The organism is Pseudanabaena yagii GIHE-NHR1, assembly GCF_012863495.1.
GTDB classification, from domain to species: domain Bacteria; phylum Cyanobacteriota; class Cyanobacteriia; order Pseudanabaenales; family Pseudanabaenaceae; genus Pseudanabaena; species Pseudanabaena yagii.
Genome location: NZ_JAAVJL010000001.1, coordinates 929,734 through 949,384, shown reverse-complemented (window position 1 = coordinate 949,384; position 19,651 = coordinate 929,734). Strand labels below are relative to the sequence as shown.

At 42.5% G+C, this 19,651-nt stretch carries 11 protein-coding genes and 1 tRNA gene; 9 read left to right on the top strand and 3 right to left on the bottom strand.

Features of this window, described 5'->3' with window-relative positions; translation table 11 throughout:
* Positions 1-143 precede the first annotated feature (143 nt).
* Positions 144-215, top strand: a tRNA-Gly gene (locus tag HC246_RS04490).
* A gap of 86 nt (positions 216-301) precedes the next feature.
* Complete coding sequence (locus tag HC246_RS04485) at positions 302-1,792, top strand: TldD/PmbA family protein (protein ID WP_169362351.1); 1,491 nt, start codon at positions 302-304, stop codon at positions 1,790-1,792.
* Between the two features lie 43 nt (positions 1,793-1,835).
* On the opposite strand, the gene HC246_RS04480 is transcribed toward HC246_RS04485, so the two are convergent.
* Entirely contained in the window at positions 1,836-1,991 is a 156-nt protein-coding gene (locus tag HC246_RS04480; RefSeq protein WP_169362350.1) for a hypothetical protein, read from the bottom strand.
* A 335-nt stretch (positions 1,992-2,326) separates the two neighbouring features.
* Positions 2,327-3,925 carry a glycoside hydrolase family 57 protein gene (locus HC246_RS04475; protein ID WP_169362349.1) on the bottom strand — a complete coding sequence of 533 codons (1,599 nt, stop codon included), beginning with the start codon at positions 3,923-3,925 and terminating at the stop codon, positions 2,327-2,329.
* 897 nt (positions 3,926-4,822) lie between these two features.
* Here HC246_RS04475 and HC246_RS04470 point away from each other — a divergent pair.
* The 4 genes from HC246_RS04470 (at position 4,823) to HC246_RS04455 (ending at position 11,391) form a co-directional block, all read left to right on the top strand.
* A complete protein-coding gene (locus tag HC246_RS04470; RefSeq protein WP_169362348.1) occupies positions 4,823-7,378 on the top strand; it encodes a peptidoglycan DD-metalloendopeptidase family protein in 2,556 nt (851 codons plus the stop codon).
* Positions 7,379-7,583: 205 nt separating this feature from the next.
* On the top strand, positions 7,584-8,588 hold the full coding sequence (gene pheS, locus HC246_RS04465) for a phenylalanine--tRNA ligase subunit alpha (protein WP_169362347.1): 1,005 nt from the start codon (positions 7,584-7,586) through the stop codon (positions 8,586-8,588).
* A gap of 25 nt (positions 8,589-8,613) precedes the next feature.
* Entirely contained in the window at positions 8,614-10,485 is a 1,872-nt protein-coding gene (gene hepA / locus HC246_RS04460; RefSeq protein ID WP_169362346.1) for a heterocyst formation ABC transporter subunit HepA, read from the top strand.
* Positions 10,486-10,548: 63 nt separating this feature from the next.
* Positions 10,549-11,391: an ABC transporter permease gene (locus tag HC246_RS04455; RefSeq protein WP_169362345.1), complete on the top strand. Its 843-nt coding sequence runs from the start codon at positions 10,549-10,551 to the stop codon at positions 11,389-11,391.
* A 118-nt stretch (positions 11,392-11,509) separates the two neighbouring features.
* On the opposite strand, the gene HC246_RS04450 is transcribed toward HC246_RS04455, so the two are convergent.
* A complete protein-coding gene (locus HC246_RS04450) occupies positions 11,510-12,916 on the bottom strand; it encodes a cobyrinate a,c-diamide synthase (protein WP_169362344.1) in 1,407 nt (468 codons plus the stop codon).
* A gap of 25 nt (positions 12,917-12,941) precedes the next feature.
* On the opposite strand from HC246_RS04450, the gene HC246_RS04445 reads away from it, so the two are divergent.
* From HC246_RS04445 to cobN, 3 genes are all read left to right on the top strand, one after another.
* Positions 12,942-13,172, top strand: a complete 231-nt coding sequence (locus HC246_RS04445; protein WP_169362343.1) for a hypothetical protein — start codon at positions 12,942-12,944, stop codon at positions 13,170-13,172.
* A 361-nt stretch (positions 13,173-13,533) separates the two neighbouring features.
* A complete protein-coding gene (locus HC246_RS04440; RefSeq protein WP_169362342.1) occupies positions 13,534-15,711 on the top strand; it encodes a tetratricopeptide repeat protein in 2,178 nt (725 codons plus the stop codon).
* Positions 15,712-15,816: 105 nt separating this feature from the next.
* On the top strand, positions 15,817-19,647 hold the full coding sequence (cobN, locus tag HC246_RS04435; RefSeq protein ID WP_169362341.1) for a cobaltochelatase subunit CobN: 3,831 nt from the start codon (positions 15,817-15,819) through the stop codon (positions 19,645-19,647).
* Positions 19,648-19,651: the final 4 nt, after the last annotated feature.

Below are 19,651 nucleotides of genomic sequence, written 5' to 3'. Positions count from 1 at the left end.
CCTCTATGATTTTTTAAAAACCTAGAAAACCTTGTTATATAAGGCTTTTAGAACAGCTTTCAAAAAAGTAGTTGACATTAGTTGCAATGTTTGGCATATTAATAAAGCGCAAAACGCAAAAGCGCACAAAAACAACACCAAATGCGGGTGTGGCTCAGTGGTAGAGCATCTCCTTGCCAAGGAGAATGTCGTGGGTTCGAATCCCATCACCCGCTTATCCAACAAAAAGAAGAGACGCATAGCGTCTCTTCTTTTTTAATTCGGCTATGATGACAAAATTATATTGAGATCCTACCCACCTATGAAACTTGATGTAAATGCTGATTCTGCATTGGACTTAAAATCTGACTGGAAATTTGATTTAAAAACTGCCCTATCTCATATTGATTTACCCCAAGCGGAATGGATTGGCTTACGCGAAGTTAAAGAGATTAACACTACTCGTTATGTGCGCGATCGCCTTCCTCAGTCCAATGGTCGCAGCTTATCTCATGGTGTGATGATTGAAGTATTAGTCAATGGGCAGTTTGGCTATGCCAGTACCAATCATCTTGATCTCGCCAATATGCAACTCACAGCCCAAAAAGCTTACCAACAAGCAAAAACTGCGGCAAGGTGGGCAGTACATCGCTTCACAATTAATCAAAGACCCAAGGCAGTTGGACAGTATTTCTCACCTTTTCTCAAGCCAACCGATGCGATCGCCCCTAAAGAACTCAATGAATTACTAATTGAGATCTGCGACACCTTAAAGGTCTCCGATAAAATTGTCAAAACCAGTGCCTATGCCGTAATTACAGAAATAGAGACCCAATTTATTAGTAGTAATGGTTCGGATATTTATCAAAAGTTTTTAGTTGTTGCTACCGACTATGCTGCAACTGCCCAAGATGGGGCGATCATTCAGCGTCGTGGTGATAATGGACAACTCGCCCGATGCAATCAAATCGGCATGGAAGTTTTTGATCGCAGTGCCATCTTGCAAAGAGCCAAAGTAGTTGGAGAGCAAGCTGTGGAATTACTTTCTGCCGCCGAATGTCCTACAGAAACTACATCCCTAGTGCTTGCGCCCGATCAAATGTTGCTACAAATCCATGAAAGCATCGGACATCCCCTAGAAATCGATCGCATTCTTGGTGACGAACGTAATTACGCAGGTGGTAGCTTCGTCAAACTGGAGGATTTTGGCAAAATGCAGTATGGCTCCTCGCTGATGAATGTCACCTTTGACCCTACTAGGGCTGGGGAATTTGCTAGCTATGCCTTTGATGATGCAGGTATTCCCGCCACTAAGGAATATTTAATTAAAGAGGGAAAACTATTGCGAGGTTTAGGTAGTTCCGAAAGTCAAGTGCGATCAGGGCTTCAAGGTGTGGCAAATGCTAGGGCTACTTCATGGAATCGTCCTGCGATTGATCGCATGGCAAACATCAACCTCGAAGCAGGCGAACATTCCTTTGAATCAATCATTGCTGATATTGAACATGGCGTATATATGGAGTCCAACCGCTCATGGTCAATTGATGACTATCGCAACAAGTTCCAATTTGGCTGCGAATACGCCAAACTCATCGAAAATGGCAAATTAACCAAAACTCTCCGCAACCCTAATTATCGTGGCATCACTAATCAATTTTGGAGCAGCCTTGCTAAAGTGGGCGATCAACCTACTGTAGAAGCCTATGGTTCCCCATTCTGCGGCAAAGGTGAGCCTAATCAAGTAATTCGTGTCGGACACGCATCCCCCGTCTGTTTATTTGAAAACATAGAAGTTTTCGGTGGCGCTAGTTAAGCGCTAGTTCAGCTAAATAAAAAGGGCGCTGAGCGCCCTTTTTTTAATTTAAGCCTAGCTGTCTCATTTCTTGCTCAAGAATATTTAACAAACTAGTGTCGTTATTAGAACGAGCGACTTCCATACGGCGCTTAATTGAAGCTGATAGATTTGCTTTGTGATTGGCGGCGGCTTCTGCCTTTCTTTGGCTGATATTCATGGCTGGACTATCCTATGAGATTTTACATATTATTTAAATATATGGTTAACATAACATATATGTATAAAAATAGTAGCGTATGTTACTAAAGTTTTATTAAATAAGTGTAAAGAAAAAGACATACTAGATAACGTCAGTTTGGGTTAAGCTGGCAAATTTTAAAAGCCCCAAAATAAAAGCCTTGCTTAGCAAGGCTTTTATTTTGGGGCTTTGAGAGAGGGTTTGCATAGCAAACCCTCTCTCAAAGCTCGTTTTAAATTATTCCGAACTTGCGTTATTTACTAAAAAATTACAAGAGATAAAGTGGTATTGTCCTGCATTTATCTTTTAGAAAATTAAGCTGCTGTAAGAGGGCGATAGGTTCTGTAATTGATGTCAGGGAAGATATTGTCCATATATTCCACTTTTTCTAGCCAGCCAGCATCAATCTTGCCTGACTCAATATCTTCAAATAGTTTTTCCAAACGCATTAAGTGCGATCGCGTTCTTCTAATAGCATAGGGAACCATCGTGCCAGTTCGCATAATGAATGCCCAGTCCGAGGACTGAGCCAAGAGTAACTCTCTAGCGGCTTGATTGAGTGCGCGCCACTCCAACTCATCCGCAGGTTCACGATAGGAGAGATGAATCATCCGCTCAGCACCCTTATGCAAATGCTGATATACCCATGCATTGGTCTCATTGAGCCAATATTCATGGAAACCTTTGTAGCCCCAACTAGATTGGGCAGGACGTGACACCTGTTGCGTAGGATTGCCACGGAGATAATCAGCAAGATGGGTCATTTCATAGGTAGTTTGATCGTAATAGGACTTACGAATCAAGAAATCAATAAACCAAGGACCTTCATACCACCAGTGACCAAACAACTCCGCATCATAGGGTGATACTACAAGTGGTGGGCGACCCATCATATTATGTAAGTAACTAACTTGACTTTGACGATTCTGCATAAAGTTAGTCGCATGTTCAGCCGCCTTTTCCTTTGCCCAGTAAGGATCATAAAGCTGCTTCGCATCTAAACCAAAGTCACGCCCTGTAATACGGTGGTACTTAATACCCGTATTTTTACGTTGACCATTAGGCATGATAAACGGCTTAATATACTCATAATCAGCTTCCCAGCCCAAATCCTTGTAAAATTCCCGATAAACAGGATCGCCAGGATAGCCCACCTTCGATGACCATACTTGCTGCGATGATTCATGGTCTCGAGCAAAGGCAGCTACACCTGTTTCTGTGAATACAGGGGCATAGGTTCCAAATCTGGGGCGGGGCTGACCGTACAAAATACCATGTCCATCAGTGAGGAAATAGCGCAAGCCCACATCGGCAAGCATTCGCTCTAAACCGTTATAGTAAGCGCATTCTGGCAGCCAAATCCCATTAGGAGCACGTCCAAATTCATTTGTATAATGCTCAACTGCCACTTCTAGCTGTGCCCAGACTGCCTCTGGATACATTTTCATCAGTGGCAGGTATCCGTGAGTTGCGCCACAGGTGATGATCTCTAAATTGTTGGTGTCTTGAAATTGTTTGAAGGCGGTTACAAGATCGCCGCCATATTTTTCCCAAATTTCGCGAGTTTCGGCAAATTCTTTGACATAGTACTCAGCAAGATACTTAACATGACCGTTATGTTCATTGTGGATGACCTCTAGCTCAACTAGTTGTTGCAGTAGCGCAAGGTGCTTGTCATAACGTTCTTGGAGAAGTGGATCGCGCAACATAGACACCAATGGTGGTGTCATACTCATGGTCATTTTGAAATTAATGCCATCTCGTCTGAGTCCCTCATAAACCTTAATTAGGGGAATATAAGTCTCAGTGATTGCCTCATACAGCCATTCTTCTTCAAGTACATAGTCACTTTCAGGGTGACGGACGTAAGGCAGGTGAGCGTGTAAGACCAGCGCGAGATATCCAATGCTCATAGATCTTCTTTTCCTAAAAAGTCCTTAATTTAGCCAATGATGCCTGAATTTAATGATTTACGCCTCATAGTGCCACACATCACACTTTTATATTTAGTGAATGCAATGAGTAAAAGTATTGTCCAACAAGGGATAGAGCTACTTATTGCACTTTAGTTATGCTGAAGGCGGCAAACTTAATAAGTGTCGTTTCATTTCTTAATGCATTTTTAAAGTAATTTTAAGCTATTGCTGTACTTAGTACGATTCTGTATCGTTATTTACCAGAAAACAAAGGCGATGGCAGAGTTGTCATCATTGGCTTCTAGCTATTGGTATCTTGGAAAATCAATATCGAGGTATTGCGTAAATTTTTTTATGTAAATTGTTAAAAAAAGATTACATAAGAGGGTATTGTGTATTTCTGCAAAAAATAGAGTAAATCGGCGTAAGAAAGAGCAATTAATAGATTGACTCTATAAAAAACTGTAATGTACCCTCTTGCTACCTACGGAAATGAGAGATACCTTAAGATCGTAGATGAAGTAAAACTACCTGCTAGACTCAAAATCTTGATCGTTTAAGCACTCAATTTTTGAGTAAAAACTATCTTTAGGGGGATATTAGTCTAAGTCTAGTTTTTATGGATTTTGCGAGATTATTTTACCGAATCGATTGTTGACAAAATATGCACAAAGTGCACTAGGGTTGGGGAATGATTGAAATACATGATTAAGGATTTTTTGCTGTTCACCATGAACTTGTTTTAAAGAAAAAAGCAAGGTAACTTAGAATCTGTAATTGCTCCTTAATCGAATTAGTGATTTATGTAATTTGCATAAACACGCTTATGTAGTTCGTCTTGTTCTCACACTTGATTTGTTTTAGGAGCGAAGCTAGTTTAGAGGAGGCAGTTTTTTGAAAAAGATATCTTCCAAAGACGAGGATCTAACAACCAATGTTTCCCTGACATTGGGCGAAAAGATGTCCTCTTTGAAGGTACGTCGTTCGCTTGCAGCAATAGGTTTTGCATTATCCGCAGGGACTGTGGGGGTATTGGTTAGCCAACAATCAGCGAATAACAATCTCAAAGCTACACCTGTCGCTGCTTCGTCTCGTACTTTGACGGACGTGATGGCACAAAATCAGGATCGCAAATATGAAATGGCACGCACAGCGATCGCTTCTGGTACATGGGACAATACACAAGGGGTAATTGTTCATGAAGTGCGTGAAGATGAGACTTTATGGAAACTAACTCAGATTTATCAAGTTGACGCGGCAGCGATCGCGGCTTCCAACGCGATCAGTGCGAATACTGAGTTACAACCTGGTATGAAATTAATGATTCCACCTGTGAATGGGTTAGTTCACAAGGTAAAACCAGGAGATACGCTAGAAGCGATCTCTAGTTACTACAATGTTCCTAAAAACGAAATTATCAAGTTTACATCGCTAAGTTCGGGAGACTTCTTAGCAATCGATCAACCTTTGGTAATTCCAGGTAATGTTGCAACCTTAATGCAAGTAAAAGAAGGTCATGTCAGAAGACAGTTACTTGCAGAAAAAGAGCGTTTAATGCAGCGTTTGCAAGAGCTTGAGGGTAAAAAAGCTACTGCTACTCTTGCTAGCACCAACTCTAAGGCTAATGTTGCGGATAATGCGATCGCCAAGCAGCCGAAGTACATCGCTTACAAGGTGCAAAATGGGGACACTATTGAGACAATCGCTAGACGATATGGCATCACTCAAAAGTCCATCATTGAGGCGAATAAGCTAGAAAATCCTCAATGGTTAGAGCTAAATCAAGAACTAAAGTTACCTCAAGATCGCAGCCTACCTGTAGTCCAGACAGTTGCTTCTGCAAATAATGAGAAGCCTTTTAAAGATGTGCCATCGCCAGTAGGTGATTTATCGGCTAACAACAGTACTGCGAATGTAAATTCTGCGGCTGCGCCAAAAGAGGTTGCACAGATACGTGTTACTGCGGCGACTCCTATGGTCTTGGCAAATAACACAGCAGGTATCAAGGTTGCCGCAGCGAATCGTATATCCCCTTGGGATGGCTTGATGCAGCTTACTGGTAGTGGGGCGAATTTACCTAATGCTCCTGTGCAGGAACAATCTCCTAACTTGCCAGCTAAGGCTACATCTATTCAACCAAGCTTACCTGTAGCTGCTGAACCTGCCCTTAAAGTTGCTGTTTCTCTGTTCCCATTTGCTCCAGATCAGTTATTTGGTGAACTTGGTGGCAATGCTAAGAAAAATTTGGCAACATCAACAACTGCTCTCAATGTGCCAGCGAGATCTATCTCAGCTCCCTCTATCCCTGCATCGATTGCCACTGAGCAATACAGTGTAAATCGTTCAGCACCAGTTGAGGCTAATTCTTCTCAGCCCGTAGCTGAGCCTAAAGTTCAGTTTTCGGCAAAGATTGCTACAGCTTTGTCAATTCCTCAGATTCCTGCTGCTCTGGTATCTGAGCAACGAGTTGCTGTTCGTAATGCGCCGATCGAAGCAACCAGTCAACCTGCATCTGAGCCAACTGTAAAATCAGCACCCGTTGCAGTATTGACCGCACCGAGCGTGCCTGCTAATCGAGCGATCGAGCAAAATGCTAATTCTACGTCTCAGCCTGCTGGTGTAGTTTCACAACCTGCATCTGAGCCAAACGTGCAGATTCCTGCAAGATTAGCAGCAAGCCTCGCACCTAAGATTCCTGCATCTCAGTCAGTAGAACAATCAATGGCTACTAACGGCAAACCTAGCCAAGTTGCTTTATTGCCTGATGCTGAGTCAAGAATGACTTCCTTGGAAGTTAAGCGTTTAGAGACTGAGGTAGACCAACTGAACGCCAAGGTACGTGATGCTGAAATTAAAGAGGCTGCACGCAAGGCAGAGGAAGCGCGTCGATTGGAAGCTGCAAAGATTGCCGCAGCAAATTTAAATGCTTCGCCTAACCCTGATCGCAATTTTGATTCTAGTCGTAGTGCGATCGCTAACCCCGGTGATCGTTCGGGAGTTACCCCTCAGTTACCCCAGTTAACTGCTAGTGCCTATCTGCCCGATGTAAATGACTACGGACTATCTTCTGGCTTTATTTGGCCCGCAGATGGTGTGATCAGTTCTGGTTTTGGCTGGCGTTGGGGTAGACTCCATGCAGGTATTGACATTGCCGCACCAATTGGCACTCCAATTTTGGCAGCTTCTACAGGTGTTGTAGATTATGCAGGCTGGAATGATGGTGGTTATGGCAATATGATCGATATTCGTCATCCAGATGGCACAATCACACGCTATGGACACCTCAGCGAAATCTATGTCAAAGAAGGTCAGAGCGTTGGTCAAAGTCAAGTGATTGCGGCAATGGGTAGTACTGGCTTTAGTACTGGTCCTCACCTTCACTTTGAAATTCGTCCGAATGGTGGTAGTGCGATCGATCCAATGGCATTTCTTGCTAGTGCCAAGAGATAAATACATCTTAATCTTGCTTAAACAAAAGATGAGTGGTAGCGCAAAGCGCTACCACTCATCTTTTGTTTTTGTAGCACAGAGAAATTTTTGAATTTAGCGCATTGCACTGTAGCAATATGAGAATTACATAATAACGGCAGAGTTTGGATGTTTTCTGCTAAAGTGAGGAGAGCAAAAATTCTTCATAAATAAACGGGAAACGTTGATGGCAACGGACTTAGAGAGCTTAAAATCTCAATTGCAATCTCTGGCAGAACTAGCGACAAAATCAGTTGGGGATGTGCAAACTCCTGAAGAATTAGAACAATTAAGGGTTGAGTACTTAGGCAAGAAAGGAACTCTTTCGCAAATTCTGGGCGCGATGGGTAAACTATCAGCCGAAGAGCGTCCTCAAGTCGGTGCGATCGCCAATCAGGTAAAGCAAACCTTGCAAAACCAACTCGAAGAACGCAAAGTTGCGATTCAACAGTTAGTAATTGCTAAGCGCTTAGAATCAGAAACCCTTGATGTGACTATGCCTGGGATCTTGCGATCCTATCAAGGTAGAATGCACCCTATCCAAAGCACCATTGATCGGATGCTCGATATTCTGGTGGGATTGGGTTTTACTGTTGCTCAAGGACCTGAAATCGAAACGGATTATTATAATTTTGAGGCTTTAAATACGCCTGCGGATCATCCTGCCCGTGACATGGCAGATACGCTCTATTTGAGTGATGGTAAATTATTGCGATCGCAGACTTCTTCTGTCCAAATCCGTTATATGGAAGAAAATGAACCACCACTGAGAATTGCTTGTCCGGGGCGGGTGTATCGTAAAGATGATATTGATGCAACCCACTCACCAATTTTCCATCAAATTGAGCTATTAGCCGTCGAAGAAGGATTAACTTTTGGCGATCTCAAGGGCACGGTCAAAACCTTTGTAGAAGAACTTCTCGGTGAATGCCCGATTCGTTTCCGTCCTAGCTATTTCCCTTTTACTGAGCCATCCGCAGAAGTAGATGTCATGTGGAATGGTCGTTGGTTAGAGCTTGGTGGTTGCGGCATGGTCGATCCCAATGTCTTTAAAGCTGTGGGCTATGATCCAGAACTAGTGACTGGTTTTGCATGGGGCTTTGGTGTTGACCGAGTCGCTATGGTTTTGCATAAAATTGATGATATCCGTCGTCTATTTACCAGTGACTTACGCTTTTTGCGCCAGTTTTAACTATTTCTTGAGCGATATCTATCATATGCAGAAAGTCTTCGCGTTCTTCCGAAGCCTCATTCAGGTTACTGCCTTTTGGCAAGAAAACCGTATTTTTCTGCGAGAGTTCAAATATTTTTGGGATATAGCTGTTCTTGCAGTTATATTCTCTTTTTTAGGGGCAGTTTTTGAAGGCGCTGCTCTCGTAGTCATAAATTCATTTCTACAGGTTCTCACCAATCCTGAAACTACTGCTATTAACTTAGGGTTTGACTGGCTCAAGTTATGGATATTTAGTCCAGAATCGAGTACCAACGATCGCATTGCTCGCCTTGGATTTTTAGTGATTCTCTTGGCTTGGATGCGATCGCTATTTGCTTATTTGGGACCTGTTTACGCCAAACTTACCGATGCATCCTTTGCGGATCGCATGAGGAAGTCGATGTTTGAGCAACTAGTTAGTTTAAGCCTCAGCTACTATTCTCAAGCTAGATCAGGAGATTTGGTCAACTGTCTCAATAATGAGATTGCAACTATTCAAAGAGGTTTTGGAGCTGTTTCTGGCTTTGCGATTAGAGGTTCCACCCTGATTGTGTATATTGTTGCCATGTTTTTGATATCTTGGCAGCTATCACTAGCATCGCTTGTTCTCTTTGGGATGCTTTCTGTATTTATCTCTAGCTTTGTTGTCCGAGTGAGGGAAGCTAGTTTTCCTGTGTCACAGGCTGGTGGCGATTTTACATCCGCAGGCATTGAATTAATTAGCGCAATGCGAACAATTCAAACATCTGCTACTCAGAACTTTGAAAGAGTCCGTTTCTATAGGGTATCTGAAAGAGTTAAACAGGCGCTATTTCGATTGAATAAAGCTGTCGATTTGATTCGTCCATTAGCAGAAGCAATTTCTACGACTATTTTGATTTGCGTGATTGTGACTGCCTTTCATGTTTTTGTTGTCAGTGGCAAGCTACAAACTGCTTCATTGTTGACCTTTATGTTCATTCTCTTTAGAATGATGCCTCTAGTAGAGCAGGTCAATGGATTAAGAGTAGAAATCGGTAGCTATGGTGGTTCATTGGCAAAACTTCGAGAAGTTTTAACGACAGAAGATAAGATTTATCTCAAAGATGGCGAAATAGAGTTCACTCATCTTGAAAATTCGATAGAATTTTTGGCTGTTGACTTTAGTTATAACTCTGCTGATAAGCCTGTATTACATGATATTAATTTATCAATTAAACGTGGTCAGACTACTGCTCTGGTGGGGAGTTCAGGGGCTGGGAAAACGACTTTGGCTGATTTAGTCCCCAGATTATATGATCCTACTAGTGGCACAATTTTGATTGATGGAGTTGATTTAAAAGATATTAAAATCAGTTCTTTACGAAGTCGAATGGCAATCGTTAGCCAAAATACTTTCATCTTCAATGCTTCGGTGCGTTATAACATTGCCTATGGTGTGGATCATGTTGATGAACAGACTTTAGTCGAGGCAGCACGTCAAGCTAATGCGCTTGATTTCATTTTGGATATGCCGCAGGGCTTTGATACAGTACTTGGCGATCGCGGGGTGCGTTTGTCTGGTGGTCAATGCCAGAGAATTGCGATCGCTCGAGCGTTACTTCGTAAACCAGATATTTTGATTTTGGATGAAGCTACTAGTGCCCTTGATTCGGTAACAGAGAGGCTAATTCAAGAGTCGCTTGATCGATTATCTAAAGGCTGTACTGTTATTGCGATCGCCCATCGTCTTTCAACAATTGCTAATGCCGATAAAGTAGTGGTGCTGGAGAGAGGCAGGATCGTTGAGCAGGGTACATATCAGGAGCTAATTGATAGAAAGGGTGCTTTATGGAAATATCACCAGATGCAAAATTCCTCTTCTAATTCAGAGAATCCAGAGCATGGACAGTTATAGATAATTACTTCTTTTATCGATTTTTCGATCAATTACAAATATTTAAATTTGAATTTTAAACATATGAACGAACAGAGTAATACAGCCCAGCAAGAACTAGTTCTTGAGGCTGGAAGGACAGAAAAGCAATATTGGAAAGATTTGTGGCGTTATCGAGAGCTATTTTATTTTTTGGCTTGGCGCGATATTCTGGTGCGTTATAAACAAACTGCGATCGGTATTGCTTGGGCATTATTGCGACCATTTTTGACAATGGTTGTTTTTACAATTGTATTTGGACAACTGGCTAAATTGCCTTCTCAAGGAGTTCCCTATCCCATCCTTGTATTTGCAGGGATGTTACCTTGGCAATTTTTTGCTAATGCCTTGAGTGAATGTAGTAATAGTTTGATTGGGAACGCGAATCTGATTTCTAAAGTATATTTTCCCCGTTTGATTGTACCTACTAGTGCCGTAATTGTTAGTTTTGTTGATTTTTTGATTTCAGGGATGATTCTCTTAGGATTAATGGCATGGTATAACTTTGTCCCTGATTGGCGAATTTTGACATTGCCAGTTTTTATTCTTATTTCCTGTGCTGCTTCGATGGGAGTAGGACTATGGCTTGCAGCTTTAAATGTACAATATCGAGATTTTCGGTTTGTAGTTCCTTTTATTATTCAATTTGGTCTCTACATTTCCCCTGTGGGTTTCAGTAGCAGCATTGTCCCTGAGCAATGGCGTTTACTCTATTCCTTGAATCCGATGGTGGGTGTAATTGATGGTTTCCGTTGGGCAATTATAGGAGGTCAATCGACAATTTATCTCCCTGGATTTTTGCTTTCATTGGCTTTGGTGTTTCTGTTACTTTGGAGTGGCATTTGGTACTTCAGGAAGATGGAAAAAACATTTGCTGACGTAATTTAAAAGAAGAGACAACGCAAAGCGTTGTCTCTTCTTTTTAGAACTATAGCCCATATAAAACCCAATAGAGAGTTGCGGCGCGAAGCGCCGCAACTCTCTATTGGGTTTTTTCTTATCCTAATTACTGGCTATAGCTATATTGGCTATGACAGTTCGTTAAAAATCTTTTTAATAAATGTGTTTGAGCACCAAAGTGCAGATGAGTATAGGATGCATGAACTTGATATCTTTGCCAACCTTCATAAGGATATTGTAAATGAGATTCATAGCCCTGTAGAGAATATAAGGGGCGATCGCTAATTTCTTCTAGGGAGGAGCGATGGAACTCATGTCCCCACACCCGATCGCCTTTATTTACTAAGGGACTATCTTGCAAAGCGATCGCCTGTCGGTAGCCTAAAGTTAGTCGCTTACCCATTTTTGCTGCTGTCGGAAAAATATTTACCATCGGAAAAGATTTGTCTTCAAAATCGACAATGCGATCGCATAGGTACATTAAGCCGCCACATTCGGCATAGGTAGGTATTCCTGAAATAATTGCCTTGTGAACAGATTCTCTAGCGGTTTTATTCTCGGCTAACTCAGCAGCAAATACTTCTGGAAAGCCACCACCAAAGTATAAGCCTTGAATATTTTCTGGTAAGGTGTGATCGCTAATTGGACTCCAAGGAATTAATTCGGCTCCCAGTTCTCGAAATAAATCGAGATTATCGGCATAGTAGAAACTGAAGGCGCGATCTTGGGCGATCGCAATACGAATGCCCTCACCCCCCAGCCCCCTCTCCCGCAGGAGAGGGGGAGTAAGAGTTGCTCTCCTCTCCCCATAGGAGAGTGGTTGGGGGTGAGGGCTTTTCATCAATGGTAATAACTTCTCCCAATCAAAGCAAGTTTCGCCTAGATATGCCAATCGTTCGATAATCCCATCAAGATCGGACATTTCAGCAGTGGGGATGAGTCCTAAATGGCGATCAGGGATAGCAATATTATCTTGACGACGGAGAACGCCGAGAATTGGTAGATTTAAAGGCTCTAGGGCTTGAGTTAAAAGCTCTAAATGGCGATCGCTACCGACGCGATTGAGAACTACACCTGCAATCTGAATACGCGGATCGAAAGTACGATATCCGTGAGCGATCGCGGCAATAGATCGTGATGTACTGGCGCAATTGAGAATTAAAACTACTGGTACATTAAGTAATCTGGCGATGTGGGCGGTGCTGGCGGTGTCGTCTTTACCTGTCGCACCATCGAATAGTCCCATTACTCCTTCAATCAGAGAATATGCAGCATTTTGAGAATGTTTAGAAAAGCAAGAGCGCACATAGTCTTCAGAGGTTAAGACGGGATCGAGATTGCGGCAGGGTAGACCTGTGATATAGGCATGGAACATCGGGTCGATGTAATCGGGCCCAACCTTAAAGGATTGCACTCGATCGGATTGCGATCGCGCTTTCAGGGCTGCTAGTAGCGCCAAGGTAACTGTAGTTTTCCCCACACCACTGCGTTCACCTGCGATAATAATTGCCATTGCCTAATTTTCCTAGCTGAACCTAATGCACCGTATTGCTACTATATCAGGGGGCTGGAACCAGTCTACCGACAGCGTTGTTTTTGTCGATCAGCAACCTGCGCCGATAGTGATTATTACTGCTGCGGATACGGATATCCAAACCCTTGCGGCGGCTACAGCGAACTTGACTGAAGATTTTCCACAGATTCGGGTGGTGAATGTATTGCAATTGCAGCAACAAATTGCGATCGATATCTATGATAAAAAGATTTAGGCGATCGCTAAAGTAATGGTTTTTAGATTGTTTGGAAGATGTTTTGGTTTTAGTTTTAGCGATCTCAAAAACAAAAAATTATTAAGGAATTGGTGAATAATCAATGATTACAGCGGAAAATAAATGAGACATTTTGACGTTAAGTGAGATGTGATCGCTTGCCACTAAATTAAGCCGTTTGCTCACTTTCCTATCAATAGAGAAATTTAACTAGTAAGTTTTTTGCAAGTATTGGATTATGGAAAACCTTGGTAGTCAGCATAACGAGTCTAATTTAGCCCAACTCCTTACTGACTATGCGGAGGCTCTTAAAGGTTTACCATCTCAATCCAAGTCATCTTATCGGCAAGTTCTCCAAGTATTGCGATCGCGCGATCGCCTCCAAGATGAGCTTTCCCAAGTTGCACAACTAGATGATGAGCAATTAGTAAAACTAGCTGAGCTAGACCTAGAACTGAAGCAACGCTCAGACATTGCTTGTACTGACAAAGAATTGAAACAAATGCGCCAGAATTTACAGCCGCCAGAATCTGCTTGGTGGTGGTATCTTGACCCAGTTATAGAAGATTCTCAAGCCAAGACTTGGTTAGATAAGTTTGATTGGGTATGGAATGTAGGTACAGTAGTTTGTTTGGTGGTTGCAACATCTTTTATTACCCAAACTGCGAAGGCTTTCTCTAATGAAGGTTTTGATTTTTTAGGTACTCTCAGCACAATCGGACAGGGTGCGGGCTTAGCTTTTGTGGCAGGGGGTGCGCTTACTGATAAAGGCAAAAAAGCTGTTGAAAGTACTTTGATGAGTATGAAAATACCTGCTTCGCTTCATGCTGAAGCTACCTTTGGAGCTTCATTATTGTTAATGGGAGCAGCCTACGGCATCCATCAAAACTTGCCTAAAGTTGGGGATTTTTACTTTGATCAGGCACAGCAGCATGAAAAAAATGGCGAGTGGTCACAAGCGGTGCAAAGTTATAAACGAGCTTTAAACTTTGCACAGGATGACTATAAATCACAAATTGCTATTGGCTTTCTGTATGAGAAATTAGGTAACTTTGATGAGGCTTTAAAAGTATACAAAAAAGGATCTTTCTATGGAGTTCCCCAATTTCTAAATGCTCAAGCAAGGGTGATGCTTATGTCAGAGTTGCAAAAGAATAATTGGCAAGGTGGAATTGATGAAGATGTAGTTCGCGAAGCTGAGAGTTTACTTGAGCGTGCGAATAAAGCAATAACTAACTATAGTCTCAAATGGGATGATCCTAGTAAAGATCATAGGTTATCCGCAGATATTCAGATTAATCAAGCTATTGCAGAGATGGCAAAGCTTAAATATGAGGGAAATATAAGCGAGAAGACAAAAAATTCATTGAATGAAATTGCTGATAACCTATTTTATCTTGAGGATGAAGTAAAAAAATCTCAATCAGCAAAACAAGATCCCGTAACAATTGCATCTACTCTGGGATCTAAAAGAACAAAATGTTATTACCAACAAGCTTTTTTATTGGGCAGAATATCAGGCTCTTCAAGAGTACATGGAAGCGATCCCTTGATGAATGATAAGGATCTATCTGACGACTGTACGTTTGGACTAAGTTTGGGTGTAAATTTCTACATACCATCCGATGTAACTTTGTTCAAAAACTATTATAAAAAATTTATAAGCTCGAATTTAGATGTGCATTCTGCGTCGGAGATTAGCAATATTAGCTCTTTTATGGGATTGGTTTACTTTTATCGCCAACAAGAAGCCATATCTAAATATGGAAACAGAATAGTTCTTATCCAAGACTTTGAGACTTGGTTAGATTTAGCCAATCAGTGGTCTCAGATTATTCAAAAGAACTATGTCAAAGGTTACAAGAAATATACCCAAGATATCATTTGGAGATTATTACTGAGCAAAGATGGAGAATTGATAGCATACTTTGCCTATGATGACCAGTCACGAGAATTGGGAAATACTCAAACTTTCATTACACAAGCACTAGAGAAAAAGACAATCAATACATTAAGTACAGAATTGGCTAAAGGTGGCAAAATAGAATTCGTTGATTTTAAGATTGTGCTTTCTCCAGAGGGAAAAGTGAAGCATATTCTCCCTTGGGCAATGGCATATCCAAACACTTTGAAATATCTTGGAGAAAATTGTAAGGATGAAAATTGCAAAAATCTTATACTTGAACCTCGTATTAGTTCAGTATTTAAAGAATATGTTCCTGATCTTAATAATTCTTCAGAATTAGGTGCACTACAGGCAATTTTACAGTTAAACCACAATTTTTTGGCTCTCAAGAATGATAAAGGTATTTATTATGAAGAACCTGCTATTTTTAAGCTAAAAGTCTCTGCGGATGGTCAAATTGTAGATTATGAAGCAATGAATCAAGTAGCAATACAAAGATTAGAGAAACAACTACCTTATGCTAACTTCAAAACACCTCAGTTTCCAGAGTTGGTAAAAGCATCCTATACTAACTTCAGATTGGAAGTGAGAGGATTCCAGATTAAATTTGCCCCTTGGTCAGATCCGAAATAGTTACTTATACTTAAATTTACAGGATTTTCAAAAGACTCAGTGGATTCAATTTGTTTTTACCCTATAAGCTATATTGGAGATGTCTATCCTTAATTTAGCTAATTAATGCACCGTATTGCCACTATTTCAGGTGGATGGAACCAGTCCACCGACAGCGTTGTTTTTGTTGATCAGCAACCTGCACCGATTGTGATCATCACGGCTGCGGATACGGATATCCAAACCCTTGCGGCGGCTACGGCAAACTTACCTGAAGATTTTCCACAGATTAGGGTGGTGAATGTCTTGCAATTGCAGCAACAAATCGCGATCGACACTTATGCAGAAGAGGTTTTAGAGCAAGCAAAAGTCATTATTGTGCGATTAATTGGGGGACAGTCTTACTGGAGCTATGGCTTAGAGGTGGTTAAGGAAACTGTGGCAAATACGGGCGCAGTTTTGATTGTATTGCCGGGGGATGAGCGACCTGATCCGAGCTTAACGAGTCATTCCACAACCTCGCTAACTTTGGTGAATCAGGCTTGGCAATATTTCATCGAAGCAGGAATATCTAATTATCAGAATTTATTGAAGTTTATTGCTAAGGAATTTATAGAGATACCGATAGAATATGCAATTCCGCAATCCGTGCCTCGGATTGGGATATTTGATCCCCCTCAATCCGCCTTAAAAAGGGGGAAGAAGAAAGAAATTCTCCCCCCTTTCTCAAGGGGGGCTGGGGGGGATCTCGGATTAGTGGCGATTCTTTTTTATCGCGCTCATTATTTGTCAGGAAATACGGGGGCGATCGCAGCTTTATGTAAAGCCTTAACTGAGCGTAATCTTACACCTTTACCTATTTATGTTTCATCCTTAAAAGAACCCGATGTGCAAGCGGAATTAATTCACTATTGCTTGCCTGAATCTGGTCAAAAGGTTGATGTGATTTTGAATACGACTAGCTTCTCTTTGGCAAGTTTAAAAACCGATACGCCACAGGTTGATCTTTGGGAAGCTTTGAATGTGCCAGTATTTCAGGTGATTTTTAGTGGCGGACTTAAGAAAACTTGGGTAAATGGTACACAGGGATTAAATCCTCGCGATATGGCGATGAATGTGGTCTTGCCTGAAGTTGATGGCAGGATTATTACAAGGGCAGTCTCCTTTAAAGCGATGCAGGGTCAGAATCTCGCTTTGCAAACGGAAGTATTGACCTATGAACCTGTGCGATCGCGCATCAATTTTGTGGCAGATCTGGCGGTGAAATGGATACAGCTAAAGCATACAGATATAGGCGATCGCAAAATTGCGCTGATTCTTGCTAACTATCCTAATCGTGATGGCAGATTAGCCAACGGAGTCGGTTTAGATACGCCAGCCAGTTGTTTAAAGATTCTTAAGGCTTTGCGAAGTTCAGGCTATAGCGTTGGTGAACTTCCTGAAACTAGCGATGAATTGATGAAGTTATTAACTACAGGTGTAACCAATGATCGCGAATCCTTTGGAGTACGTCAGGTTAATCAATCTTTAGCATTAGAAGATTATCAAAGCTATTTTCAGAATTTGCCTGAACCCGTCCAAAATGGAATTCAGACAAGATGGAATCAGCCAAAGTGCGAGAAAGAATTTGCGATCGCTGGTATGCAATTCGGCAATATTTTTGTCGGTATTCAACCATCACGGGGCTACGATCTCGATCCTACCCTCAATTACCATGCGCCCGATTTAGAGCCAACCCATGACTATATGGCTTTCTATCATTGGGTGCGCGACAAGTTTAATGCCCACGCGATCGCCCATATCGGCAAACATGGCAATCTCGAATGGCTTCCTGGAAAAAGTGTGGCTCTGTCAGAAAATTGCTATCCTGAAGCCGCCTTTGGTGCGATGCCCCATTTTTATCCCTTTATTGTCAATGACCCTGGAGAAGGTTCTCAAGCGAAAAGGCGATCGCAAGCGGTCATTCTCGATCACCTCACGCCGCCGATGACTCGCGCCGAGTTGTATGGTGGCTTGCAGCAATTGGAAGGCTTGATTGATGAATATTACGAAGCAGAAACCCTAGATCCTTCACGCTTGTGCATGATTCGCGATCGCCTGATCGAAACCATCAAGCAGGAAAATCTCTATCATGATTTAGGAATTTCCCTAGATCGTTTAGAGGATTCGCTGAATACGATTCTCACCACTGCCGATGGTTATCTTTGCGAAATTAAGGAAGCACAAATTCGTGATGGTTTGCATATTTTCGGTCAATGCCCAGAAGGTCGGCAGTTAAGGGATTTAGTCGTAGCGATCGCCCGTAATCCGACGGCTCATCGTTTGGGGCTGACGCGAGCGATCGCGCAAGACTGGGGTCTAGATTTCGATCCATTGACTGCGAATTTAGGCGATTCACTTCCAGCAATTTCTCATCCACGTTTAGCGAATTGTCGGATTATCGGCGATGCAGTAGAAGTTATAGAGGAATATGCAGCGGAGTTGGTGGATGCCCTCACCCCTAGACCCTCTCCCGCAGGAGAGGGGAATAGGAATCTTTTTCTTGCTCCCTCTCCTGCGGGAGAGGGTTGGGGTGAGGGTCTGGTGATTCAAACAGAACTAACATGGATTCGCGATCGCCTCCTCCCCTCTCTCTACAAAACTAGTCAAGAAATTACGAATCTCCTGCGCGGACTCAATGGTGAATATGTACCTAGTGGCGCATCAGGTGCGCCGACAAGGGGCAGACCCGAAGTATTACCCACTGGACGGAACTTCTATTCGGTCGATATTCGCGCAGTACCGACCGAAACCGCTTGGGATATTGGGCGTAAGGCTGCGGATGTGCTGATCGAAACTTACACGCAAGAGCATGGCGAATATCCACAAACCTTAGGGCTATCGATTTGGGGAACTTCCACAATGCGAACGGGTGGTGATGACCTAGCTGAAGCGCTGGCTTTATTAGGCGTGCAACCTGTTTGGGATGGCGTATCGCGGCGCGTGGTGGATTTTGAGATTTTGCCTTTATCGATCCTCAGTCGTCCCCGTGTGGATGTGACTTTGCGGATTTCAGGATTCTTTCGAGATGCATTCCCAAATCTCATCGATTTATTTGATAGTGCGGTGAATGCAGTGGCGAATCTTGATGAACCTGCTGATCAGAATCCCCTAGCGGCAAAAGTTCAAGCAGAATCCGTACAATGGCAAAGAGAAGGATTAACTTTAGAACAAGCCCAAGAGCGATCGCGTTATCGGGTATTTGGCTCCAAGCCAAGCGCCTATGGTGCAGGTTTGCAAGGTTTGATCGAGTCGCAAAACTGGGAAAGTGAGCAGGATTTAGCGCGAGCCTATATCAATTGGAGTGCCTACGCCTATACCAGTAAATCCGAGGGTAAATCCGCCCCTGAAGCTTTTAACCAGCGACTCAGTAATATGCAAATCGTACTGCAAAATCAGGACAATCGCGAGCATGACATTCTCGATTCCGATGATTATTATCAATTTCAGGGTGGGATGACAACGGCTGTCAAATCCATATCTGGTAACGCTCCAGAAGTGTACTTTGGTGATAATTCACGGATGGCACAGCCCAAGGTTCGCAAATTGAGTGAAGAGATTGCGCGAGTCTATCGATCGCGTGTCGTTAATCCCAAATGGATAGCGGGAGCAATGCGTCACGGTTACAAAGGGGCTTTTGAAATGTCGGCAACCCTTGATTATCTGTTTGCCTATGATGCTACGACTGACTGCGTTTCTGACTTCATGTATGAGGGTGTTGCGGAGGCATATATTTTTAATCCTGAAGTCCAGAATTTTATTAAGTCTAGCAATCCTTGGGCGTTGCGAGATATGTCAGAACGTCTACTAGAAGCGAATCAGCGTGGGATGTGGCAAGATGTGACTGCGGATATGTTGGATCGCTTAAAGGCGATCGCCAATGATGCTGAAGGGGCGATCGAATCGCAAACAGGTTAATACT